Raw genomic sequence first — 22,144 nt, 5'->3', positions numbered from 1 at the left:
CCCACTAAAAGAATTCTCCCACACTCCTGAGAACATGCGTTATCTCCTCGTCGGTTAAATCTGGGCGAATGGGCAAGCAAAGCAGCTCTTTAGCGAGCGCCTCTGCCACCGGAAAACGGCCCTGAGCCCACGGTTCCTGCCTAAAGGCCGGCTGTTGATGAACAGGAACGGGATAGCGTATTGTCGCATCTACTCCCAACGCGCGAAGGTGTTTCAACAGAGCGTCTCGGTCACGAGTGCGCATCTGAAAGAGATGATACACATGCTCACCTGGACCTCTCGGATCCTGGAATGACACTGGGTATATTCCCAATTCACTCCGATAGCGTGCTGCAATTGCGGCGCGTGCTTGATTCCATTGTTCCAACTTTGGAAGCTTGACGCTCAGCACTATTGCCTGGATTACATCCAGCCGCGAGTTGAAGCCAGCAACAAGGTGGTCATTTTGCGCCTTCTGCCCCAGTTGCCGCAGCCATCGCAATCGCTCCGCAATCTCCGCATCGTTGGTAACGCAAGCACCAGCGTCACCTGCGGCGGCTAGATTCTTGCTCGGATGGAAACTGTAGCAGCCGACCGCTCCAAGAGCCCCCGTCCGCCGGCTGCCATCCATCGCACCATGAGCCTGGGCGCAGTCCTCGATGACGATCGCCCCAATGCGGTTCGCGTGCAGCCTGATCTTCTCCATATCAGCTGCCAGTCCGAAGAGGTGAACGGGGAGAATTGCGTCGAGGTGGCGCTCACCTTCAAGGCTATCCAAATCCATGAGGAAAGTGCGAGGATCAGCATCAATTAAAATGGGGATGGCACCGATGCGAACAACGGCCAGGATAGTCGCATGGAACGTGCTGGCTGGAACAGCAATGCGAGATCCCTGCCCGAGCCCACATGCAGAGAGGCCGAGGATTAGCGCGTCCGTTCCTGAATTGACACCGACGCAATAATTCGCGCCTATAAGAGATGCGAAGGATGTCTCGAATGATTCTACGTGGTTGCCGAGTATGTAATCTCCATTGAGCAGGGCTTCTTGAATCGCGGCGACCGTTACCGGGAGTTGGTCGCCAAATTGAGAAGTATAATTGTAACGAGATACGATCATGTCGTATTCTCCGATCTCGATATCAAAGATCCGGCGGCCTTGTCGAAAACGCATGTGGTTTGCGACCATCTAGCGATAATCGCTCCGGAGCTCATGCCTCCGCAAAACAATTGTTCAACCGCGCCCGACTTATCGGCGCCCGCAGCAACCAGGAAGATTCTTCGAGCCTGCGCTAGAGCACTCAGCCCTAGCGAGATCCGCGCCTCTCCTGACGGAGAGACCGTGTGCAGAACGTCCTCTTCACAATCACTGTCGGCGGCATTGAAGAGGGCCGCAGTATGACCATCAGCGCCCACGCCAAGGACAACAGCGTGAAACAGGGGCGCCTCGGTGCACTGGACGCGCAATGCGGCCATTTCGTCTGTACTTGGCGCGATACACGAGATGGCGAGCGGATCACAAAGCAGCCGCCGTATCATGCGTTCGTTCGCTCGCGACGAAAGGATATCGTCGGTCACGTACACTCGAAATTCGCTGCAATCGGCCCCTCGCGCAAGCAAGCCTTCCCGCAATCTCTCATAGACGGGTTCGGGAGTGCGGCCACCGCAAAGAGCCAAGCGCCGCTGGCCGAGACCGTCTTCCAGTATCTGGACCAGGTCGGTTGCGAGTTGTGCGTGGGCTTCTTCGAAGTCATCGAACAGGGCGAGACCCATATGAGCATTCCCAGCTTTAGCCGATTCACAACCCTGCCTGGCACCTGAGCGCGGGGCGAATGACGGCAGAACTTGGCTCCGCACCATCTATCAGCGCGCCCTCCGCAGAATCTCCGGGCGGCAAGTTCACGCTCATCCATCTGCCCGGGCATAACGTGACCTTCAGGCCGACAAAATTCCGAATTGCGAATCCCTTGTAAGAAACGTCCCCCCTCCCCGGCGGACATATCGCAATTACTTCCATACCGGCGCGTTGCGCGGCTTCAATTCCTGCTGGCGAGTCTTCATAGGCGAGAGCGGCCCCTGGCGGGCAGTCCAGGGCTGCAGCTGCCTTAATATATCCTTCGGGGTCAGGTTTTCCCGCTGACACGTCTTCAGCACAGACAAGGACGCGAGGAACAGGAAGCCCTACATGGCGCAGTCGCGCCTCAACCACCAACCGTGTGTTTGATGTCACGATGGCCCACCGCTCTGGCGCAAGGCCTGCGAGAAACTCCGCAGCACCGGCCACAGCAGTGACAGCTTCTGTCTCGACAAACTCCTCGCGCTTGAGATCGGCAAGCTCGTCTTCCAGACGCACGCCAGGCGGACAGAAAAGGCGGAGAGTGTCAATTGTCCTAAGTCCCCGGGCGGTAGCAAGAAGTCGTTCGGGATCAACATGACGCCGAATTGCCCAGCGACGCCATACGCGTTCGCTCGCTAGTTCCGAGTCGACAACGGTGCCATCCACGTCGAAAATCATGCCCCGCACATGCAGCGCTCCTTTCGGCTCTTTGTGATATGCTGCGGCCATAACTTCCTGCGTCCTTAGTAGATGTTTGAGTTTGGTGATCATAGAAGAGTTTTGTCTAACGCCTGCGACCTGTGTTGTTGGTCTGGGAGAGCGGCTTAAAATCCTGTGCGTCTCGCTTCAGGCTGTGCAGCTGTCGCTTCTTTTTGCCTTTGTCGGAGCTCATTCAGAATGACTGTGATGAGACCCGATGGGCATTGCTTCTCGTTCTTCAGAAATGCGTATGTTCCTATTCCCGTGGGAAGCGTCATGTTGATTTCACCACCGCGATGTTTGGCGTTGGTCATGAAAGCGTCGTGGATCAGTTGTTCAGTCACGTTCTCGTGCCAAAGAGGCAGCCTGCAGGAGCGAAGTGTACCGATTATACGTTCACAGGATCTCGCATCGAGCCATCCAAGCCCCCGGGACAGTAAGGCCGAGAATGCAAGATCAACCGCGACTGCCATGCCGTGATGCAGGGTGTAACCGGTCGAGGCCTCCAGCGGATGCGCCAGGGTATGTCCAAAATCTACGGCCCGCTCGTATCCCTTTCTTTCGAACGGATTTTTGGACAACTCGGCGATCATTGCGCATATTGCCCGACGGATCATATCGTTAGTCTGCGCGTGGCCCGACTTGATCTGCGCCTCAATCTCGCCCGGCCGGGCCGTCTCGAGGTTCTTGAAGAGCGTTGTATCTGAGGTGCACGCCACCTTAATCATCTCTGCCAGACCTTGCCGAACACCATCCGCGCTTAGCGTCTTCAGAATGGACGGAATGATAGCGACAGCATCAGGCGGATAGAAGCAACCAAGGTAGTTCTTATGAACGCCGAAGTTCACCCCGCCTTTGAGTCCTATTCCAGCGTCGATCTGGCCTATTAAGGTCGTAGGGATTCGCACATGCGAGATCCCGCGTCTAAGCAATGACGATGCAAGCGTAACGATATCGGAGCAGACTCCACCGCCGAGAGCAATCAGTACACCTCCACGATCGATGTTTGCCTGCACCGCAGCTTCGCAGACCCCCAACACCAACTCCATGACCTTCGACCCTTCGTAACAGTCCTTGACAATCCACCGGGGTTGGCAACCGGCTTGCTGAAGCCTCTTGAGGATTGGCTCGCGATAAATGCGATTGACCGTTGGCGTTGTCACAACAAGTGCGGTTCTCCGAGCAATGTGTCGTTGGATCCATAAGTCCAGCCGAGAATCGAGAAGATCCCCGAAGACTTCCGCTACGAAGCTATGCTCGTATGAGGAGTACAACGCCAATTGACGATCTATCATCCTGACCACCGTCAAGCTGTCTTACGGTCGGCGAGTGGCCGCAACGCTACGTGAAAGGTCTAGTAAGTCAATCCAAGGACGACCTACCATTTCTGGTGTTTGTAATCCGCGTTCGAAACGCATCTATTGCGGATCGGGATGAACGGCTCAGGCTGGACCGAAGCCTGCTCCGGCACGTTGGGATCTGTACGCCGCTCTCGGGCCAAGCATGAGCTTTTTCACCGACCACGCTACCGATGACTTTCTCATAAAGCGAACGAGGCTGCCGTTGGCAGGTGAGCTGGTCGTTGAGGGTTCGAAGAATGCCGCCCTTCCGCTGATTGTAGCAGCGAGTCTTATGCCAAATGGCGGCAAGTTGCGGAATGTGCCGCGCATCGCGGACGTTAAAGTTCAGATCGCGCTTTTGAAACGACTTGGAGCAACCGCCGAACTGAAGAAGGGGGTACTCGATATCGCATTCGCGGAATGGGGCAAGACCAGCGAACTGGGCACAGAGGCTCTGATGTCGCGCGGTTCGGTCTATGTGATTGCGGCCGCGGTGTTACGCGGATCCCGTGTTGTGATTCCAGGAATTGGTGGCGATCGGCTGCAAGGACGCGATCTAAAACGCCATTTTGCTGTGCTGCGCGGCTTTGGCTTGGACGTGCGCGAACAAGGTACCGGCCTTGAAATTTTTGGACTCCCGCCTCGCGCCGGCGTCGTCGACGTAAATGATCGGCCTGGAGGCATTACTCCTACCGCCTTGGCTCTTTTGATCGCTGCGTTTTGCGATGGTGTGAGCGATCTGCTTGGGATTAGCCGGGAGCCAGAGGTTCTGGAGCTCGCCGACTATCTTAGATCGGCGGGGATAGAAATCATCGACGAGGGACCGAATCGCCTTCGCGTAAGAGGCCCGGCCGCCCGATCTCCGGATATCTGGAGTGTATCGGTCGACCGGGTCGCTTTTGGAACTTACGCCGCTGCCGCTGTGGCTACCGGTGGCCACGTTCGGCTGCCACGTCTAGCAAGGGCCTCGTGGAACAACATTATTTCACCATTCGTCGAGGCGGGATGTTCGATCAAAGAAGGAGCGTCACATGTGGAGATCAAGGGACCTCCCCGATATGCATTCTCCGTTATGACCGGGCCGTTTCCAATGTTTCCTTCGGACCTTGGCCCGCCACTTATCTCGATGATGGCAGTCGCTCCAGGACTTTGTAGACTTTCTGAGACCATCTATCCTGATCGCTTCGACCACGTCCGCGAGCTCATTCGGACCGGGCTTGACGCCGCTATTGACGGCGCAACTCTCCATGTTCGTGGAGGCGGGAATCTGACGGGCGGTTACTGGCGAGCAACGGGAATCCGCGAAAGTGCAGCGTTGGTCTTAAGCGGCCTAATTCACAACCGCGAAAGCCGCGTCTTCGGGGCAAGCGCCCTGAGACGCGGCTATGAGGACCTTCCAGCGAAGCTAAGAGATTTGGGAGCGCAAATTTTTGATATTGGAGAGAGCGGTGCCGATCCTCTCATGATCCGTCCTGGGCGGCGGTCCTCATAATATACAGAAGATCCTGGATATGAGCGCCGAAGCGTTTCCCTTAATTCGCGATAAGGATTGCCACTCAACCGGGATCGAATTGAGGACCTCTCGATTCGAGAGGCACCCTAGCACGGTGTCAACGGGTCAGAGCGAGTTTGCTCCTCGGAAGAAAGCTTACCCAATGCACCATGCAAATCATATGGCGATGAACGTTCGCAAGTACGTTTCGCTCAAAGAGCACACATGGTTTGCGACGCAGAGCGTCGCCGAGTATTATTCTGAGCCCACGAGCATGCCAGAATTAATATCTTTATATCGCTGGGCACGCGAACGGGCGATACCTATTAGAGTGCTGGGAGAAGGAGCCAATGTCCTTTGCCGTGACGGCGTCATCGAGGGATTAATCTTGAAATTTTGCGGTAACGGATTCAATCAGATTGCATCGCATGACAATATCGTCCGTTGCGGCGCGGCCACAAAACTAGGGACGCTGATTGGGTATTGTCTGAAGAAGGGCTTGCACGGTCTGGAGCATTTGGCGGGCGTGCCTGCAACGGTGGGAGGCGCTTGCGTCTGCAATGCCGGAGGCCGAGCAGGCGACGTGGGACAATGGGTTGATACCGTGGAAATCCTGAATGTGGAAGGCGAACCAGAAATGCTCCAGCGAGCTACAATCGATTTCGATTATCGTCGCACCTCGCTTGTAAATGTGATAGTTACCCATGCTAGTTTCAAATTTCGCCGGGATGAGGTCGCTCGGCTACGGAGACGGTATAAGGAATCCCTCTCCGAAAAGAGGAGTAGCCAACCGCTGACGAGCAAAAGCGCTGGCTGCATGTTCAAGAATCCCAGGGGAATAAGCGCCCGATATCTAATCGATGAAGCCGGATTAAGCGGCCTGCGTGAGAAAAAAGCGTTCATCTCCCCGATACATTCGAATTTTGTCTGCGTCGAGGATGGGGTAAGTTCGGACGATATCCTCGCGCTCATGGAACGAGTCCGAAACGATGTTGCGACTCTTTTCGGAATTTCTTTGGAATCCGAGATCCGGATTTGGTGAGTTTGAGTTATTGTTCGTCCTATTTCGGACCAGTCCACTATGATTGATTACGAGAACCAGAGGTTGCCCCGCATTTATAGCCTGGCGGATGCGGTGGCCTCGACTACCTCCGTGCACACGGTATCAAGCTTTCTTGACCCCGATCGATCATTCGAAAAGCCCTCGTTCAAATTCACGTTTCATGTCCATGAAATTTTTGTGTTCCATGACGTGATCGAGCCGATTGAGGGGCGCATATTGCCGACATGCGATGACATGGAGCGCTGGATTCGCCTGGTGCAAAAGACAATCGATCACCGTTCAACGCTATTGATCCATTGCCATATGGGATTGTCGCGCTCGGTAGCTGCTGCGGCTGTTGCCGCATACATGTTGGATGCCATTCCCATCGCGGACATTCCGGGCTGGCTACGCCGCGACCGCCCAAATGCCTGGCCCAACAGTTTGATGCTGTCCTATGCCGACAAGATCCTCGGAGCTAGCGGAAAGTTATCAGAAATTGGCGTTGCGACTAGGCTGGCCACGCTTCGCGAACGACCTGAGTGGGTAGAGACTCTCCGTGGAACGCATCGTCGGCGAGAAGTGGATGAGGTCATGTCGCTCCTTACTTAGAGCGGAGTGCGAAGCATGGTTCCTTCTGAGTTTCACAGCTATCGTGCGAAAGACGTCGCTATTATCGCTTCTCAGCACTATCGGTTAGGACGGATACATGCAATTCGGGAGGTACGGGGTGGCATCATCAATCGAACCTGGCAGGCAAATACTGAAGCTGGGGTGTTCAGCATACAAATTATGCCGCCTACAAATCGCAGCGGGCCGCAGGCTCGTTGGATGGAAAAATACCCAGTGTTACAATCAGTCGGAATCAACGTTCCCCGCTTGGTGCGTACGAGTTACGGTGAGAATAGCGCGCTCTTGGTAGGAGGGCTCAGGTGCAGAGTGTCAACGTGGTTAGTTGGGGCGCACCCGACACCGCCTCTCGACGCGGCGAAGATCGATCATCTATTTGAGTTTTTTGCCAGATTTCATTCCGCGATAAATCTAGCTGAGCCAAATACTCGCTGGCCGATAGCTGATGTTCAGTCGACGGTGCATATCATGGAATGGCTGGCGACAGATTTCGCACATGCCTCAATAGAGAGAGACGTATCGAAGATAGCATCCGAAATTCTTGGTTTTTGGCGAGCTGAAAGGGAGGCGTTGAAGGACGAAACGCCCCTGATCCAAGGACACGGCGATTTACAACTCTCGAATATAGTCATGGACTCTCATCGCAATTTTGCAATTGGGCTTATCGATCTCGACACGATGGGGTTCATGACGTTGGCGGACGAACTGGGCGATGCCCTTCGTGCCGCACTGATGTCCGGCGATCGTCTGAATCTCTCCAAACCACAATACTGGATGAACCAAACAGAACGGCTTATCCGTGCTGGGATTTCTGGCTATCGCCAGGGGCTGGCGGCGGGAGACTTTCGTCAGCACGTAGAGATCTATGTGAACGGGCGTGTTCTGCTGGCTGCCATGAGACGGATCATCTTCAATTTGGCGGCACGCTACTGTCTCGCGATAACAGGGCGGGTACCGTTTCGTGCTGACAGCGCGGATTGCAAAGACAGAGAAAAGGAATTTGCTGGGCTCGCGCGCATCACTTGGGAACTGTTCTTGCGAATTTGGCAGGATCGCGCCCATATGACCTCTTTTTGTTCTTAAGGGATGATTGGATAGTATCGCGATCCAGACGCGGATTGAGAGCGGAAGCGTGATTGGGCTGAGAATCACATCCGAAACAGCCTAGAATATTGAGTGCTTTTTGAGGCCGAGTTTTGCGAGCGACGTTCCGCTCCAAGAAACAGGACAGGCGAAAGCCGCTTGACGACACCTCGGAATCCTAAATCTACTCTCTGATGGTGGTGATAGCCTGAGTTCAACAACGACGGTCCTGTGAATTGATGCTCGCAATACGGAAACTCCGGCGCCATAATAGCTCTGGTATCGAGAACGTTGACGTGTCAGTCCGACTTGGAATGCAAGATGGAATCACAATGGCTCTCCTTGGCCAAGCGACTTCAGGCTATCGCGTCGACCGGCTGTTACTACTGTCGGGACGAGTATGACAGACAGCGCTATCAAGAGATCGGGGACATTGCCCAGCGGATGCTGGCGGATCTCGGAAGTGTCCCGCTCAATCGGATCAGAGCGCTGGTTTCCGATTTTGCCCGCGGTTATGAGACACCGAAGGTCGATGTCCGCGGGACCGTGGTCGAAGAAGAACGCGTACTTCTTGTAAGAGAGAGAAGCGATGGCTTGTGGACATTGCCTGGTGGCTTCGCCGATGTAGGTCGGTCGCCAGCTCGCAACGCCGAGAAGGAGATATGGGAAGAAGCGGGCATTCGCGTTGCCGCGAAGCGGTTGTACGCTGTTAGATACAAAGGTATCGGAAGCTATGATCCTGACGTACGAGAATTCTACAAGCTCTTTTTCCTATGCGAACGCCTGGACGACGCGGCACCACGACCAGGGGATGAAACGACTGAAGTGGGCTTCTTTGCAATCGAAAGTCTTCCTCCTTTGTCGACGGGGCGGGTGATCCGCCAGGATATCGAGCGCGCGTTGTTGTATGCTCGCGATCTAACTCTACCCACCTTTTTTGAGTGACTTGCCCCGTGAGCTTAGCCGCCTGCCCGGCCGAGCTACCCGGTTGGCGTCCCATTAGAGCCAACGCCGGTATGAATGTGTCATACGAGAACCCTTGCATGATCCGCATTGTCGACAGCGGTCTTAGCGAGCACCGCTCCTTTCCCGATAATCTGCTGATACAAGTGGAGCCGAGCTCGTCTGGCTCCCGTCGCTATTTGCCCTCGCCCTGCGCTGGTTCTGGGCGGAACTGGACGCCATCAACGTCATCCGGGATCTCCTGCCGCAGCTTCGGCCCCTGACTGAGCCGTCGCCCGAGCGCCGCGACGAAATTATCGTAACGCGCTCCGGCCTGCGCCCGTGCGGCTTTTGCAGCCGGCTCGGGGAGTGGCGGTGTTGTTGTGAGCCAGAAGCGGACGAATAAGGCCAAGGTTTCGACCGAGATTCCCATGTCGCGCTCCAGCCGCGCGATGCGGCGATCAATTTGATCGAGTCGCTTGGCAATGGCAGCCTCCCTCCGCTCGTCGGCATCTGGCGACAGGAAGGACGCGATCGCGGCTTCGGCGATGAAAGACATCGGCTGCTCGCGCCTGGCGGCATAGGCCGACAGCGTCTTCATGACCTCTGGGTCGAGGTAGACCGACATCTGGGCTTTCTTCTTCGGCGCGGTCATGCTGCCTCACAATCCGAGATCGTCGCCGGGGTCGAGCGATGCCTGGCGCGCGACGCTCTGCATCACATCGTTCATGCGCCTTATCCGCGGGGCATCTTCGTCGAACTCGTCGGCAAGATCGGCTGCGAACTCGTTGTCGAGCGGTTCCGTCTTCTCTACGGTGTTACGATCCAGTTCAGGCTGCCGCCGGCGATCGGCGGTCTTCGGATCCTCTACGTCGCTCTCGTCGTTGGCCGAGGCCGGAGGGGGCATGGGGCGCGGCGGGAGTGGCCGTAAACTCCAATCGTCCGGCCGTGTGTCGTTGGGCTTGATTAGCATCGGCGGCGCCAAAATGCGCTCCTGGAAACGTCCGTCCTCGTAGTAACGTGCCTTCTTGGCGCGGATCGGATGGAGGCCCGACATCATGACGATCTCGTCTGATGGTGGGAGTTGCATCATCTCGCCGGGCGTCAGCAGCGGCCGGGCGGTCTCCGACCGCGACACCATGAGGTGACCGAGCCAAGGGGCCAGCCGGCTGCCGGCATAGTTCTTCATCGCCTTCATCTCGGTCGCCATGCCTAATGCGTCGGAGACCCGCTTGGCGGTCCTTTCGTCATTGGTCGCGAAGCTAACCCGGACGTGACAGTTGTCGAGGATCGAGTTGTTTGACCCGTAGGCCTTCTCAATCTGGTTCAGCGACTGGGCGATCAGGAAGCTCTTGATGCCGTAGCCGGCCATGAAGGCGAGCGCTGACTCAAAGAAGTCGAGCCGGCCGAGTGCGGGGAATTCATCGAGCATCAGGAGGAGCCGACGCCGACCGGCTTTGGCCTTGAGATCCTCGGTCAGGCGGCGGCCGATCTGGTTGAGGATCAGCCGGATCAGCGGCTTGGTGCGGTTGATGTCCGATGGCGGCACGACGAGATAAAGCGTGGTCGCTCGATCTGCGCCGACGATGTCTGATATCCGCCAGTCGCAGCGCCGGGTCACCTCCGCCACGACGGGATCCCGATAGAGGCCCAGGAACGACATGGCAGTGCTCAGGACGCCGGAGCGCTCGTTGCCGGACTTGTTCAATAGCTCACGCGCGGCGGAGGCGACAACAGGATGGACGCCGGCCTCGCCGAGATGCGCCGTCCGCATCATTGCCGCAAGCGTCGACTCGATCGGCCGCTTGGGATCGGACAGGAAGGCGGCGACGCCGGCGAGCGTCTTGTCTTCCTCGGCGTAGAGGACGTGGAGGATGGCGCCGACCAGGAGCGCGTGGCTTGTCTTCTCCCAATGGTTCCGCTTCTCGAGGCTGCCCTCGGGGTCGACCAGGATGTCGGCGATGTTCTGGACGTCGCGGACCTCCCACTCGCCGTGCCGGACTTCCAGCAGCGGGTTGTAGGCCGACGACTTCGCATTGGTCGGATCGAACAGAAGGACGCGGCCGTGCCGGGCACGGAAGCCGGCGGTGAGCTGCCAGTTCTCGCCCTTGATGTCGTGCACGATCGCAGATCCCGGCCAGGTCAAGAGCGATGGGATGACGAGGCCGACGCCCTTGCCGCTCCGGGTCGGCGCGAAGCACAGGACGTGCTCCGGTCCATCATGGCGGAGATAGCCGCGCTCGAACCGGCCGAGCACCACACCGTCAGGCCCAAGCAGGCCGGCCTGCGCGATCTCCTTTGCCTCAGCCCATCGTGCCGAGCCATAGGTCTCGGCGTTCTTCGCTTCGCGAGCGCGCCAGACCGACATGCCGATTGCAACAGTCGCCGCGATGATTCCGCCGGATGCCGCGATGTAGGCGCCCTCGATGAAGACGTGCGGCGCATAGGCATCGTACGCGTACCACCACCATAAGAAGGCAGGCGGGAGGTAGAACGGAAAGTGGAGCAGTTCGAACCAGGGTTGCCCGAGTTGAGGTTGGAAGCCGAGCCGCCAGGCCGTCCATTCCGTCGCGGCCCAGAACGTCAGCAGGACGATCGCGAAGACAGCGATAACCTGGCCCCAAAGAATCTTGGTCGCAGACATGGCAGCAGCCCTTTCTTGAATTTGGTGATCGGGGAGATCCTTCACAGGCCAAGCCCCCGGCTGCGCCCAAAACCCCAGTCAATGCCACCGTCGTCGCGGGTGACGCCAGAGACATGGCGGCCGAGCTGTTTCTCGAGTGAGGGCGTCCACGGCACGAGCTGGAAGCCGAGACCGTTGTCGATCATCGCGAAGCGGCCGGAGGCGAGCGCGAAGCGCTGCCGATAGGTCCCCGCAACATACTCGCCGGCAGCTGACGGATTGAATGGTTGGCCCGTCTCGGCCGCGACCTGCTGACCAAGAGCTTCCACCTCCCGGCGGCGCAGCGTGCCCATGACGTTCTTCGCGAACACCACTCCACGCGCCTGGCGCTCGGCAAGACCTTGCTCGATAAGCTGTTCGGCCCGCCGCTCCATGGCGTCACGCACCTCCGCGCCGAAGCCGGCCTGACCAAGCGCCACCGGATCGCGCGCGACCGCCTGCCGGTCCAGCCACGTCGCGCCGCTCGCTGTCACCTGCGCTTCGATCGACAGATCAGAACGAACAGCCAGCACCACGCGACGCTGCCCTCGCGCGTCGTCGAATTTACGCAGCTCGACTATCGAGCCTGGTGCACTGTCACCGGCAGCATCAAGATCGGGGAGCCTGATATGGTGGGTACGGCCATCGACACCGTCGACGACGGCATAGGCGGTCCCCTTCAGTTCGTCGTCGAGACCGCGATCGACGAGGCGTCCGATGACGGGGACGTCGAGGCTTTCGCCTGCTAGCACGTAGCTCGCGGTCCCCCGCTCGATGCCGCGTTCAGTCAGGCTGCGGTGGATGCGCTTGATGATATCGCCGCGATCGCCGAGCTCGCGCAACGTCGTCTCTGCGGCCTCGTCCATGACCCATTGGCCTGGCCCGAGTTGATGGGCAAGGCCGAGGCTCTCCAAGCGCCGCAGCCGGCCGACTTTCAACCCATGGAACTGATCGGGCTGCTGCGCCGGATCGGGCGCAAGGTCGATGACGCCGTGGCGGCCGGCGTCGCGAACAAGCTGGCGATCGAGCTGCGTCCAGCGCTCGGCTTCGACCTGGTGCTCAAGGGAGCGGCGGATATCGAGATCGGAGCGAAGTCCAAGTTCCTGTGTGACCAGGTCCTGCGCGCGGGCGCGCATCCCCTCCTTGATGTAGGCGCGGGAGATCACGAGATCCTGGCCGTCCTCGGCAACGCCGCGCACGAGGATGTGGACGTGCGGATGCTGGGTATTCCAGTGATCGACGGCCACCCAGTCGAGCTTCGTGTCGAGGTCGACTTCCATCTGGCCAACGAGCTCGCGGGCGAAACCCTTGAGGTCAGCCATATCGGCCGCGTCCTCCGGCGATACGATGAACCGAAAATGGTGCCTGTCATGCTGGCAGCGCTCGGCGAAGGCGTTGGGATCGGCATTGTCGGTCTCGGGGCCGAACAGGTGGGCCTTCTCCCCGTCCCGGGTGACGCCCTCACGCCGGAGATAGCCGAGATGCGCGGCAAGCGGCGCGGAGCGCACTGTGTGACGGACAACGCGGGTCTTGATCGTCACCAGACGCGAGCGGCCGGTGAGCAGGCGATTCGCCCGTTCACTCGCGACCCGGCCGCGGCCAAAGCGCGAATGACGATGACTGGTGAGACGGCCGGCTCGCGAAACGCCGCCGCCAGAGCGTTGCGCGGCGGCGAGCGCCTGGGCGATGAAGGGCTTGGCCCGCTGGCTTCTTGAGGAGCGGATGCGGCCAGGCCGAGGCTGAAAGTCCTTCTCTTCAGCCATGGCCGGCCTCGGCAATGTGCGAAATCCAAAATCCGCGCAATGAGTTGACGGTGGGGCGCACATTGCGTGCGGAAGCTACACATTGCTTGATCAGCAAAAAAAGAAAGCAACAACAACCAACCGACCGAGCCGCACATTGGGGCCTTTTATCTCGCCCTCCTTCGGTCGTTGTCGTGGCCTCCCGGTCGCTGATTCCCAGGGCCCAGCTTCCAAGCCAACAGACTCTCGGTACTCGCGGCGATTTGCGACAAAATGCAGTTCGGGTCGTTGCGGTAGATCCTTCAATAGCGCCTGCCTGAACACGTCGGCTGGTGGCCGATTCATTGCGAAGGAGCCGCCGCGACTTGGCAGTTGAGTTGCGAAGCCTCCACTGTTTGCGAGCGTTTGCGATAGCGATCGTTACCCGAAGGGCCGAGACACCCGTAGGGTGGCTCGGTGAGGAGCGAAGCGACGAGTAGAGCGCGGGCCGAAGGCATCGCCCGTATTCCAGCACGTTATTTTCGCAGTCCTGCGCGAACTCTTGCCCGCGCGAGCGAGAGTCGTTTAGTAGCAAACCCGAAAGTCTTGGCGTCATGATCGTGTTGCAGCGTTTTGAATGCGAACAGAATGTCCGTCACGGGGCGCCAGCTTGCGCCAATCTGAGCGTCGATGTTGATGATGCTGTGCAGTCATTGCGATCGTCCTGTTGTCGAGAGCGCGACGAACAGGCCTTCTGATTGCGGCGCAATCGCAGAGAGATCATGCACGGGAACTGCAGCCGACTTGTCGTGCGCCGGTCGATCGGCTGTCGCTCGCGCGACAGACGACGACCCGTCAACGCGGTCCAAAAAGAGCGGCGCCCGCGTCCAGGATGAGCGAAAAGAAGCCGCGAAGAGAAGAGGTCCTGGTGCCTCCTCCGCATCGACAAAAGGGACGATAGCTCTGACATAAGCGACGGTCTCGGCGGGCAGTGGACGATGTCGATCCCGAAACTCCTCGTAGCGGCCGGGGCCTGCATTGTAGGCCGCAAGGAAGCCCGGCGAGCCGTAGCGGTCGTGCAGTTCGCGAAGGAAGGCGGCACCCGCGAGGATGTTGTCATGAGGATCGAAGGGATTGCGCCCGAGACCATGGCGCGCACGCATGTCCGCCCAAGTCTTGGGCATGAGTTGCATCAGGCCGAGCGCGCCCTTGGGTGACACAGCACGCCGATCGCCGTTGCTCTCGATGCGCATAACGGCGCGAATCCAAGCGGTCGGAATGCCAAAGCGCTGCGCGGCTTCCGTCACGAAAGTAACATAGCGATCGTTCGCCGGTTGACCGCGAGCCGGCGCTTTCTCTGCTGACACTGCCGGCTTTGACCCGCCAATCACCAGCAGGCTGGAAAGGAGGAGAACGGCAAGGGTTGCCGTGGCTCCACCATCTCGGCGAGGCGTCGTGCTGCTCACGAACGGCCCGCGCGGACCGCCGGTTTGACCACCGCTATGCGCGGCGGCTGGCGAACGGTTGCGCGGACCGAAGGGATGAGGCGGCTTTGCCGCAAGCAAAGGGATAAAGCTTGGATGCGCCTTGTCGGCGGCGGGCGTGACGGGACCCTGCATGCCATCAATCCCGCTCGGAGCGCTGCGGCAGACGATTCCAGTTCAGCGTCCAGGCCAATTTGTCGTCACCCGACTGGAAGAGATTGGCACGGATCGGCCGCGGCAGCGCCGGGTCGTCGATGATGAGCGAAACATAATCGCCGGCCTTCTCGCCGGTGCGTTTCCAGCCTGCGCCGATCTCCGGGCCGTCGGCATCGCCGAGGCGGATGCGGTAGTCCGGCGCGTTCTCGGCGTCCGAGGATTCGGCCGGGACGAGGGTGAGAATCCGCTCGAAGAAAAGCGTTTCAACGCGTCCGGTGAAGCCGGACTTATCACGGGTGAACTGACCGATTTGTGCCATGGGAGACCTCCTTACTTGGCGGGTTGAGAAGCGGGCTAATGGGCCACGGGGCGCCAGACGAAGCGGCCATCGCCGGCTTCATCGGTCCAAAGCGGGACCGCGCGCGCGAGGATCGAACTGACAGGCAGTGAGCCGAAATAGCGGCCGTCCAGACTATCCGGGACGGTCGGGTTCATGAGGAAGACCTCGTAAGGCCGGAGCGTCGAGCATCCGCTCCAACGCGGCAGCTGACGGCCGAGATGGTCGCGATCGCGTGCAGCGCCGACGTCGACAGAATTGACCGTGATGGTGTCGCCGGACCGGCACACAGTCTGCCCGGGCAGCGCCATGACGTGCTTCAGCAACGGCACAGCCTTCGGAAGGAAGCCCCCGTTAGCGAGTGCATTCGCGATCGGCTCTGGGAGCCGCACCACAACGAGTTCCAAGACGCGCAGTTGTCCGACCGGATGCAGCGTATAGAAGCCCGTTGGCGTACTCGCGGTGGCGTTCCAGATCAGCCGCGGCGCGGGATGAACGAACACCAGACCGCCGGCGGCAAGCACAGCAATGTACGTCAAAACGATGTAGCCAAATCGGGTCATGGCGTGACGCTCCGGCGCTTCAGCCACGCGACATGCTGCTCGCGCGTGTAGGCGCGCGGCACGTGGTCGGCGGCGAGACGGTTGTGGAGATGCCGCCAGTAATCGGGCGCGGCATCGGCCGGATTGATAGCGAGCGCCTCGATGGCATCGATCGCCTGCAACACGCGCTCGACCTTCGGCCAGCTATCGACGCGCAGCAGGATCTCTCCGCCGGGCCGTACGAATGGCAGCGTTTGATAGCGCTGGCCCGCCTCCACGGCGCGCACGATGTCCATGCGCGAGACCACGGTGCCATAGTCGTTCGATGCCCAGCGAACGAAGCCGAAGATGCTGCCAGGCGCAAAACTTGAAACGCTGCGGCGGCGATCGAGCATCTTCTCCTCGGCCCGATGACCGAAGCGCAGCCAATGCTCAATCCTCTTCTCGATCCAGGTCAGCTCGACATGGGTGAGCGCAACGCTCCGCCGATGCGAGGGCGGCACGGCACGCGGCGGCAAGGCCTCATTGTCGTTCACGACGGCTCTCCGGTCTCAGTGGAAATTCTCGCGCCAGCAATTTGCGCAGCATGTCGGCGACGGTGACGCCGCGCTGGAACGCGGCGACCTTGATGCGGCCGCGCAGCGCCGGCGAGACGTCGATTGTCAGGCGTGCGGTCAATGCCGCTGTGCTATCCATGCGACGCCGCGACGCATCGCTGGCCTTGATCCAGCTTTCGGCATCGCCAGGTCGCGACGCGAAGCCGCGCTTGGAGGAGCGCCCGCTCATGGCGCGAGCCTCGCGACTTCGGCGGCGAGCGCGGTGATCTCGCCGGAGGCCGTTCCCTGCGCGGCAAACTCGAAGACGAGCCGACCCGACTGCGCGGCGTCGGCGAAGACGACACGCTGCCCGACGGTGCTGACGAGCACTGGCGGATCGTGATCGGCGAGCGTCTCGGCTGTCGCGCGGGCGATGCCCGTGCGCGTATCGCAGCGATTGAGCACGAAGCGAGCGCAGAGCTTCGGATGGTAGATGCGAGCCTCGCGCAGCAGAGCCAGCAGCTCGGCCGACGCCCAGCCGTCGAATGGCGACGGCTGCACAGGAATCAGCACCAGGTCAGCGGCCAGTAGCGCCGATCGTATCAATCGGGCGACGCGCGGCGGCCCGTCAATGACGACGTGATCGGCGGTGCGTGCGATCTCCGGCGCTTCGCGGTGGAGCGTGTCGCGCGCAAGGCCAACGACGCCGAATAGCGGCGAGACGTTCTCCCGCGCCCGCTGCTGCGACCAGTCCAATGCCGAGCCTTGGGGGTCGGCATCGAGCAGCGTTACACGCTTTCCGCGCAGCGCCCATTCGCCGGCGAGGTGCAGGGCCAGCGTCGTCTTGCCGACGCCGCCCTTCTGGTTGAGCACCGCCACGATCACTGCTTGCCTCCCGCCTTGCGGTGGAGAAGCGGCAGAGATCGTCCGCTTGGGAGCTCGGTTGATGACGGCGGCTCAGCGCGGGACACCGCCGCGTCGGAGTTATCCGCAGGACCCACCGCCCCACTACAACAGTTAGATTCAGGTTAGATTTCTAAGTTAGATTCTATATTAGAGCCGTGCGTGCAAAGTCCCGATGGGGCTGCGTGCGGAGTCCCGATAGGCTTTGCGTGCGAAATCCCGAGCGCTTCCACAGCGCCATCCACAGTGGCAGTGGACAACTTCGCCGGCAGAATGCGCAGCAATTCGCGACGGCCCTGGCGCTCGATGCGCAAGCTATAGCCTGGGAGCGGTTGTCGTGCGGCAATGAGCCGAATTTGCAGCGCGAAATCAGAGACACGCACGAGGCTGCCGGATTTTTCGTGGAGGTGTGCGACCTCGAACAGCCATCCTCGCGGCTGACGGCCGGCATGCTTGCGCGCGACGCGGTAGAGCCAGCGCTCGATCCCGCCCGTCAGGCTGAAGTAGGCCGGGTCAATCGTGAGAACGAGCGAACGATCGATGACGCCGCGGTAGAACCAGTCGGGGAGAACGAATTCCATGCCCTCCACGCGGCCATCGCGCCGCGCGCACTCCTCCCATTCGTTGATCCAGGAGAATTGGTGGCGCCGCCAATGTTCGCCCTGCCGGATGCTGGTGCGGATGACGGTCGCCTGCAGGCGCGTTAACGCCCCCTTCAAGAGCTTGTAATCCCGCGCCCCGGTCTGTCTGCCGACTGCGATCAGGAGCTGGTAAGGGGTAAAGCGCAGGAAGCGCGAGGTCTTCAGGCCAAGGTTCTCAGCCTCGACGATTTGGCTGGCCGCCCAAATCAGCACGTCTGCATCCCAAATGGTCGCCATGCCGTGCTCAGGGACCGCATAGACTTCGACACGCACGTCGCCGGCCTGGTAGAGGATCGGGCGCGTGCGTTTGGCCTTGGCGAGCGAGAAGAAGGGCCGCTCCATCAGATCGCGCTGATCGCGCGGGCTGGCATCGCCTGTGGCGATGACGAACGGATCGAGCTTGCTTCGCTCGCTGGGCGTGATGAGGCGGCGCGACGACATGAGTGAGCGCGGCCTTAGCGATGGGCGTTGCCGGCGGCGCGCGCCTCGACGTAGCGCGGATCCGACGTCGAGCTGCAAGCGGCCTGATCGGCCCAGGCTTCGAGATCGCCGATCGCATAGACAACGCGGCCACCGAGCTTGCGGAAAGTCGGACCGTTGCCGTGGCAACGATATTTCTCGAGCGTACGCGGCGAGAGGCCGAGGAGGCGCGCGGCCTCAGGGGTGCGCACATAGCGCGTCGTGAGCTGCGCGGTTCGGTCGAGCATGGGCGATCTCCGTCTTGCCTTGTAGCGCCGCAGCCAAGTCGCGGCATGTCCGGGCCAGAGTGGCGGAGAGTTCAGGCGTTGGGGGTGGACGAAATTTTGCGTTCGATTGTGTCCCCCCACAGTCGCAATTAGACGAAGCCAAGCGTTGCCAGCGAGTCGTGGGCTAGCTCATCAGGGCGAATGGATTGGAGAGATCGAAGTGCCGGTCAGAGGCCGCGCAGGAGTTTCAGATAGTCGCGCTCGACCAGGGCGATCGAATCATGAATGAGGCGGTTTGCCTTACGGCGGGCATGCGAATCCTTCCACTCGACCGCGCGGCGCTGGGCGTGGTCGGAGGCGAGCACCTTCGCTGCAACGTCGCGCGGGCCACCACCGAGGTCGTGGACGTCGAAGGCGTGAAGGAGCTGAATCAATCGCCGTTTCTGGAACGCCGTCAGCCGCAAGGCCACCGGCAGAAGACCGGTACGCTGGCCAGCAAGGCAGCGCGCGAGGTGTAGCGCCACCTCGGCCCGCAGCTCGCCCATGCTGTCGAGCGGCACAAGCACGGCAGGGCGGCGCAGCGCCTGCTCGTCGCGCAACCGGACATGCAGCTCACCCGACCCGTCCGCAATGGCCAGAGCGCGACCGTCAGCATCGGACAGTTCGACGAGTGACTGCCCCAACGCAACGCGATCAATCGAACGGAGGGTATCGAAGCCCGGCGGCGCCATCTCCAGGATCAAGGTCCCCGGTGATGCCACAGGAAGCCAGATGGCTGGCTCGGGCCCTACCGGAGAGACTGGATCATGGGCGACACCGCAACCTCCATCGACGTGCGAAACTCATTCGGATGGTGTTGGGATCAGCGCCCTCGCGCGCGATCTGGCGCTCAATGCGGGCGAAGTCGCGGCGGTAGTCGGAGTTGCGGCGAAGGAATTCCAGGGCAAATCCGGGGCGCTCAAGGCGGTTCAGGCGTTCGATGGTCTCCGGCGAGCGCCAGTACTGGGTTGGCATGGTCGGTGTTCTCGTCTTTGTGCCCCATGCCACGATTCAAAAAGGCGGCACGGGAGACTAGACCCTGAGGTTGCATCACATGAGATCGCAATTTGCATGATTGGGCCCAGCTCACTGCATCCGCGGTTGCAACAATTGCTGATATCCGGATTGCACCATCCATCGCGCACGGGCGAGATGGCTGTCATGGACGGTTTTGGCGCGATCCGGTTCCAGAACAGGGTCGAGGCCGAAGATCACGTGGACCACCTCTCGCCAATCGGCCCCCTCTTCTTCGGCCATCAACAAACGGACGTAGATTGCAAGATGTTTTTCGTCGTAGGCGTTTACGCGATCCGTTTTGGGCGGCCGGTCCTGGAAAGACGTTTCTTGCATTGCAATGGAGCCCCTCAGCGTTAAAGCAACTTCTGACAATTGTCGGGCACCCGAAACGTTGCAACCCGTTGAAATGGAACTGCGGTTATGCGCGTCGCGATGCGCAGACCGCATCACGTTACCCCCACCAGCGGCAAACAAAGCCTTTGACAGAGCCCATGATTAGCACGGCACCGCACGAATCGGAACGATCGTTCCTGGAACGATCGTGCCGATGCGAGTTCCCTTGTTGCCATGGATCTCAAGGAGGTCATGGCGATCAATCTGCGTCGGATACGCCATAAGAGGGAGATGACGCAGGAAGAGTTGGCCGATGGCGCCGGACTAAGTGTCCGTTACATCGGCGCAATCGAACGCGCCGATGTCTCAGCTAGCGTGACGGTGCTCGGCCGAATCGCCGAGGCTCTAGGGGTCGAGGCAACGGACCTGATCAAACGAACGGCGGTTCATCCTCATCGCGCTCGATGACGGAACGAATTTGCGCTCCATCGCAGCCTTGGCACCTTATAAATCAGCTGAGCATTGACTCACGTAAAAGTTGATAGGCTACTTTACGTAAATCTGGTCTGTCTCCAGAGACGCATATCTGTCCAGGGACGGAACGGCATGCTGGGCGAGATGGAGTGGGCTTTATGACCCTGTATGAGCACTTGCCAGCCGACATCCGCGAAGTCGTGGACGCTTACGTAGGGGACCTCAGACCCCAACCTTGGCGAACTCGCTTCCGCTTGCTGATTGATCTCCTTCAAGAGAAATTGGAGACTGGGGACGCCGCTGAGCACTGGCGTCTGCTTCAACAATGGACCGGCATAGTGACGGCGATCTTGGAACACTTGCCGCCTGACAGTTCGGTCGTCGAATGTTTGGGGTTGATGAGCGTCAGCTTCAACGACCAATGGCGCGCTCAGGCCCTCGCACAGATCGAGCGGGATCCCACGGTGCTGGATCGTCTCGTCGCGATCTGCCCCGACTGGGGAGACATTGTTGAAACCGTGGTAGAGACCAATCAAAGACGGCCGATCAAAGCGGCAACGCGCCCGCTGATCTAATCGATTACTCTCTCCCCGCCTCCACCGTCACGGCCAACGAGGTCCTTCGCGGCTCTTGACCGCTGCGAGGCCTCGCCCGGACCAGCCGGGCGAGGCATTGTGCGTCAGGTCAGTCGCCCTTGCGGCGGCTGGGGCGGGACCAGATCAGGCTGAAGTCCTCGCCATCCTCGTCGTCGAAGAGGTTGGCGAAGATCGGAGCGGTGAAGCTCGGATCGTCGAGCTTGAGGCTCAAATAGTCGCGGCCCTCATTGGAGCGCTTGGACCAGCCGGCCCCGATCTCAACTCGACCGACATAGACCCGGTGGCTCGGTGCGTTCTCGCCGGAGCGGTTCGTTTCGGGGACGATACGCACGTTCCTGGCCTGGAGCGAGAGGGTGACGATTTCGCCGGTGAACTCGTTCGAGCCGGTCTTCTTGAAGGTGCCGATGGTCGCCATGGTGGTTCTCCTTGATCTCTGTTTTCCGAGCCCGCACCTTGCGGCCTCGATGGTGATCGACAGGCCGGAGGCGATCGACGGCGCACCCCGAAGGGGCTCGACAGCAAAGGAGCAACTTTCTTGGCCCGCGCGAGGAATGACGGCGCAGCCGGCAGGGGAAGAAAGTTGTGACGCCGCTGTTGCGCCTTAGGCGATCGAGGCGTCAGCCGTCCTTCGGGCAGATCAATCCATCGATGAGGCCGTTGGTGCGCTCGGCCTACAGAACTGAGTCAAGGAGAATGCGGCGAGTTCGACCGCACTGAGAGGCCGGCAACTGAGTTCGAGGTGACACGCGCCCTCTCCCTTCAGCAACGGACGGATTTGGTGCCGTGATTAAGCGTCGGCCGGGCGGCCCGTTCACATTTATTGTCGCAGTATCTTTTGAGATGCGACCGCTTCGTCCATGCCTCTATGATCACCGTGACGAGCCGGGGCGCAAGCTTGTTGATCGGAGCTCCACCGGCCAGGCCGCTCTCTTCGAATTTCGACGATGACGACCGCGAGCATTGCGGATATCTGGTG

The 22,144-nt window shown here is 60.0% G+C and carries 25 protein-coding genes and 1 pseudogene; 8 read left to right on the top strand and 18 right to left on the bottom strand.

The features are described from left to right. Window positions 1-4: 4 nt before the first annotated feature. Entirely contained in the window at window positions 5-1,165 is a 1,161-nt protein-coding gene (locus tag QA649_RS04325) for a DegT/DnrJ/EryC1/StrS family aminotransferase (RefSeq protein ID WP_283023127.1), read from the bottom strand. Between the two features lie 155 nt (window positions 1,166-1,320). On the opposite strand from QA649_RS04325, the gene QA649_RS04320 reads away from it, so the two are divergent. Further along, a complete protein-coding gene (locus tag QA649_RS04320) occupies window positions 1,321-1,797 on the top strand; it encodes a hypothetical protein (RefSeq protein WP_283023126.1) in 477 nt (158 codons plus the stop codon). Here QA649_RS04320 and QA649_RS04315 read toward each other — a convergent pair. Together QA649_RS04315 and QA649_RS04310 are read right to left on the bottom strand one after the other, a co-directional pair. Then, entirely contained in the window at window positions 1,775-2,584 is an 810-nt protein-coding gene (locus QA649_RS04315) for an HAD-IA family hydrolase (RefSeq protein WP_283023125.1), read from the bottom strand. The two genes, QA649_RS04320 and QA649_RS04315, sit on opposite strands and share 23 nt — an antisense overlap. Window positions 2,585-2,637: 53 nt before the next feature. Further along, window positions 2,638-3,807, bottom strand: a complete 1,170-nt coding sequence (locus QA649_RS04310) for a 2-epi-5-epi-valiolone synthase (protein WP_283023124.1) — start codon at window positions 3,805-3,807, stop codon at window positions 2,638-2,640. A 208-nt stretch (window positions 3,808-4,015) separates the two neighbouring features. Between QA649_RS04310 and QA649_RS04305 the strand changes: the two genes are divergently transcribed. The 5 genes from QA649_RS04305 to QA649_RS04285 all read left to right on the top strand — a co-directional run bounded on the left by QA649_RS04305 (window position 4,016) and on the right by QA649_RS04285 (window position 9,044). Further along, on the top strand, window positions 4,016-5,344 hold the full coding sequence (locus QA649_RS04305) for a hypothetical protein (RefSeq protein WP_283023123.1): 1,329 nt from the start codon (window positions 4,016-4,018) through the stop codon (window positions 5,342-5,344). A 181-nt stretch (window positions 5,345-5,525) separates the two neighbouring features. Then, window positions 5,526-6,386 (top strand): UDP-N-acetylmuramate dehydrogenase, encoded by an 861-nt coding sequence (gene murB, locus QA649_RS04300; RefSeq protein ID WP_283023122.1) that lies wholly within the window; start codon window positions 5,526-5,528, stop codon window positions 6,384-6,386. Between the two features lie 39 nt (window positions 6,387-6,425). Further along, the gene (locus QA649_RS04295) at window positions 6,426-6,998 is read left to right on the top strand and encodes a hypothetical protein (protein WP_283023121.1); all 573 of its coding nucleotides are present in this window, start codon (window positions 6,426-6,428) and stop codon (window positions 6,996-6,998) included. Between the two features lie 15 nt (window positions 6,999-7,013). After that, window positions 7,014-8,099, top strand: coding sequence for an aminoglycoside phosphotransferase family protein (locus QA649_RS04290; RefSeq protein ID WP_283023120.1), 1,086 nt, complete (start codon window positions 7,014-7,016; stop codon window positions 8,097-8,099). A 321-nt stretch (window positions 8,100-8,420) separates the two neighbouring features. Continuing rightward, window positions 8,421-9,044, top strand: a complete 624-nt coding sequence (locus tag QA649_RS04285) for an NUDIX hydrolase (RefSeq protein WP_283023119.1) — start codon at window positions 8,421-8,423, stop codon at window positions 9,042-9,044. Between the two features lie 193 nt (window positions 9,045-9,237). Here QA649_RS04285 and QA649_RS04280 read toward each other — a convergent pair whose 3' ends face one another. The 14 genes and pseudogenes from QA649_RS04280 to QA649_RS04215 form a co-directional block, all read right to left on the bottom strand. Continuing rightward, window positions 9,238-9,696 (bottom strand): CopG family transcriptional regulator, encoded by a 459-nt coding sequence (locus QA649_RS04280; RefSeq protein WP_283023118.1) that lies wholly within the window; start codon window positions 9,694-9,696, stop codon window positions 9,238-9,240. A 6-nt stretch (window positions 9,697-9,702) separates the two neighbouring features. Beyond that, window positions 9,703-11,685, bottom strand: a complete 1,983-nt coding sequence (locus QA649_RS04275) for a conjugal transfer protein TraG (protein WP_283023117.1) — start codon at window positions 11,683-11,685, stop codon at window positions 9,703-9,705. 41 nt (window positions 11,686-11,726) lie between these two features. Continuing rightward, a complete protein-coding gene (locus QA649_RS04270) occupies window positions 11,727-13,466 on the bottom strand; it encodes a VirD2 family relaxase/mobilization nuclease (RefSeq protein ID WP_283023116.1) in 1,740 nt (579 codons plus the stop codon). 668 nt (window positions 13,467-14,134) lie between these two features. Then, window positions 14,135-15,043: a lytic transglycosylase domain-containing protein gene (locus QA649_RS04265; protein ID WP_283023115.1), complete on the bottom strand. Its 909-nt coding sequence runs from the start codon at window positions 15,041-15,043 to the stop codon at window positions 14,135-14,137. A gap of 4 nt (window positions 15,044-15,047) precedes the next feature. Next, entirely contained in the window at window positions 15,048-15,383 is a 336-nt protein-coding gene (locus QA649_RS04260) for a DUF736 domain-containing protein (RefSeq protein ID WP_283023114.1), read from the bottom strand. A gap of 35 nt (window positions 15,384-15,418) precedes the next feature. Continuing rightward, window positions 15,419-15,964 carry a S26 family signal peptidase gene (locus QA649_RS04255; protein WP_283023113.1) on the bottom strand — a complete coding sequence of 182 codons (546 nt, stop codon included), beginning with the start codon at window positions 15,962-15,964 and terminating at the stop codon, window positions 15,419-15,421. Beyond that, window positions 15,961-16,479 (bottom strand): DUF2840 domain-containing protein, encoded by a 519-nt coding sequence (locus tag QA649_RS04250; RefSeq protein ID WP_283023112.1) that lies wholly within the window; start codon window positions 16,477-16,479, stop codon window positions 15,961-15,963. The genes QA649_RS04255 and QA649_RS04250 overlap by 4 nt, the downstream gene beginning before the upstream one ends. Continuing rightward, window positions 16,466-16,729 (bottom strand): hypothetical protein, encoded by a 264-nt coding sequence (locus QA649_RS04245; protein WP_283023111.1) that lies wholly within the window; start codon window positions 16,727-16,729, stop codon window positions 16,466-16,468. The genes QA649_RS04250 and QA649_RS04245 overlap by 14 nt, the downstream gene beginning before the upstream one ends. Continuing rightward, the gene (gene parA / locus QA649_RS04240; protein WP_283023110.1) at window positions 16,726-17,364 is read right to left on the bottom strand and encodes a ParA family partition ATPase; all 639 of its coding nucleotides are present in this window, start codon (window positions 17,362-17,364) and stop codon (window positions 16,726-16,728) included. The genes QA649_RS04245 and parA overlap by 4 nt, the downstream gene beginning before the upstream one ends. After that, window positions 17,361-18,464 (bottom strand): annotated as a pseudogene (locus QA649_RS04235) (replication initiator protein A). The gene parA and the pseudogene QA649_RS04235 overlap by 4 nt, the downstream one beginning before the upstream one ends. Before the next feature lie 14 nt (window positions 18,465-18,478). Continuing rightward, window positions 18,479-18,730: a helix-turn-helix domain-containing protein gene (locus QA649_RS04230; protein ID WP_148750764.1), complete on the bottom strand. Its 252-nt coding sequence runs from the start codon at window positions 18,728-18,730 to the stop codon at window positions 18,479-18,481. A gap of 206 nt (window positions 18,731-18,936) precedes the next feature. Continuing rightward, entirely contained in the window at window positions 18,937-19,452 is a 516-nt protein-coding gene (locus tag QA649_RS04225) for a DUF2285 domain-containing protein (RefSeq protein ID WP_283023109.1), read from the bottom strand. A 61-nt stretch (window positions 19,453-19,513) separates the two neighbouring features. Next, window positions 19,514-19,723 carry a DUF6499 domain-containing protein gene (locus QA649_RS04220; protein ID WP_283023108.1) on the bottom strand — a complete coding sequence of 70 codons (210 nt, stop codon included), beginning with the start codon at window positions 19,721-19,723 and terminating at the stop codon, window positions 19,514-19,516. A gap of 111 nt (window positions 19,724-19,834) precedes the next feature. Next, window positions 19,835-20,098 (bottom strand): DUF2285 domain-containing protein, encoded by a 264-nt coding sequence (locus tag QA649_RS04215; protein WP_283023107.1) that lies wholly within the window; start codon window positions 20,096-20,098, stop codon window positions 19,835-19,837. Window positions 20,099-20,332: 234 nt separating this feature from the next. Here QA649_RS04215 and QA649_RS04210 point away from each other — a divergent pair, with 234 nt between their 5' ends. Next, entirely contained in the window at window positions 20,333-20,566 is a 234-nt protein-coding gene (locus QA649_RS04210; protein ID WP_283023106.1) for a helix-turn-helix transcriptional regulator, read from the top strand. Window positions 20,567-20,730: 164 nt separating this feature from the next. Further along, entirely contained in the window at window positions 20,731-21,147 is a 417-nt protein-coding gene (locus tag QA649_RS04205) for a hypothetical protein (protein ID WP_283023105.1), read from the top strand. A 109-nt stretch (window positions 21,148-21,256) separates the two neighbouring features. Here QA649_RS04205 and QA649_RS04200 read toward each other — a convergent pair whose 3' ends face one another. Continuing rightward, the gene (locus tag QA649_RS04200) at window positions 21,257-21,583 is read right to left on the bottom strand and encodes a DUF736 domain-containing protein (protein WP_283023104.1); all 327 of its coding nucleotides are present in this window, start codon (window positions 21,581-21,583) and stop codon (window positions 21,257-21,259) included. Window positions 21,584-22,144: the final 561 nt, after the last annotated feature.

This window comes from Bradyrhizobium sp. CB1717 (genome assembly GCF_029714325.1).
GTDB lineage: Bacteria > Pseudomonadota > Alphaproteobacteria > Rhizobiales > Xanthobacteraceae > Bradyrhizobium.
This window is presented reverse-complemented; position numbering and strand designations above follow the sequence as displayed.

Coding starts and splice junctions, on each gene's coding strand:
- QA649_RS04325 (WP_283023127.1), bottom strand. CDS start 1,165: ATGGTCGCAAACCACATGCGTTTTCGACAAGGCCGCCGGATCTTTGAT.
- QA649_RS04315 (WP_283023125.1), bottom strand. CDS start 2,584: ATGATCACCAAACTCAAACATCTACTAAGGACGCAGGAAGTTATGGCC.
- QA649_RS04310 (WP_283023124.1), bottom strand. CDS start 3,807: ATGATAGATCGTCAATTGGCGTTGTACTCCTCATACGAGCATAGCTTC.
- QA649_RS04305 (WP_283023123.1), top strand. CDS start 4,016: ATGAGCTTTTTCACCGACCACGCTACCGATGACTTTCTCATAAAGCGA.
- murB (WP_283023122.1), top strand. CDS start 5,526: ATGGCGATGAACGTTCGCAAGTACGTTTCGCTCAAAGAGCACACATGG.
- QA649_RS04295 (WP_283023121.1), top strand. CDS start 6,426: ATGATTGATTACGAGAACCAGAGGTTGCCCCGCATTTATAGCCTGGCG.
- QA649_RS04290 (WP_283023120.1), top strand. CDS start 7,014: ATGGTTCCTTCTGAGTTTCACAGCTATCGTGCGAAAGACGTCGCTATT.
- QA649_RS04285 (WP_283023119.1), top strand. CDS start 8,421: ATGGAATCACAATGGCTCTCCTTGGCCAAGCGACTTCAGGCTATCGCG.
- QA649_RS04280 (WP_283023118.1), bottom strand. CDS start 9,696: ATGACCGCGCCGAAGAAGAAAGCCCAGATGTCGGTCTACCTCGACCCA.
- QA649_RS04275 (WP_283023117.1), bottom strand. CDS start 11,685: ATGTCTGCGACCAAGATTCTTTGGGGCCAGGTTATCGCTGTCTTCGCG.
- QA649_RS04270 (WP_283023116.1), bottom strand. CDS start 13,466: ATGGCTGAAGAGAAGGACTTTCAGCCTCGGCCTGGCCGCATCCGCTCC.
- QA649_RS04265 (WP_283023115.1), bottom strand. CDS start 15,043: ATGCAGGGTCCCGTCACGCCCGCCGCCGACAAGGCGCATCCAAGCTTT.
- QA649_RS04260 (WP_283023114.1), bottom strand. CDS start 15,383: ATGGCACAAATCGGTCAGTTCACCCGTGATAAGTCCGGCTTCACCGGA.
- QA649_RS04255 (WP_283023113.1), bottom strand. CDS start 15,964: ATGACCCGATTTGGCTACATCGTTTTGACGTACATTGCTGTGCTTGCC.
- QA649_RS04245 (WP_283023111.1), bottom strand. CDS start 16,729: ATGAGCGGGCGCTCCTCCAAGCGCGGCTTCGCGTCGCGACCTGGCGAT.
- QA649_RS04230 (WP_148750764.1), bottom strand. CDS start 18,730: ATGCTCGACCGAACCGCGCAGCTCACGACGCGCTATGTGCGCACCCCT.
- QA649_RS04220 (WP_283023108.1), bottom strand. CDS start 19,723: ATGCCAACCCAGTACTGGCGCTCGCCGGAGACCATCGAACGCCTGAAC.
- QA649_RS04215 (WP_283023107.1), bottom strand. CDS start 20,098: ATGCAAGAAACGTCTTTCCAGGACCGGCCGCCCAAAACGGATCGCGTA.
- QA649_RS04210 (WP_283023106.1), top strand. CDS start 20,333: ATGGATCTCAAGGAGGTCATGGCGATCAATCTGCGTCGGATACGCCAT.
- QA649_RS04205 (WP_283023105.1), top strand. CDS start 20,731: ATGACCCTGTATGAGCACTTGCCAGCCGACATCCGCGAAGTCGTGGAC.
- QA649_RS04200 (WP_283023104.1), bottom strand. CDS start 21,583: ATGGCGACCATCGGCACCTTCAAGAAGACCGGCTCGAACGAGTTCACC.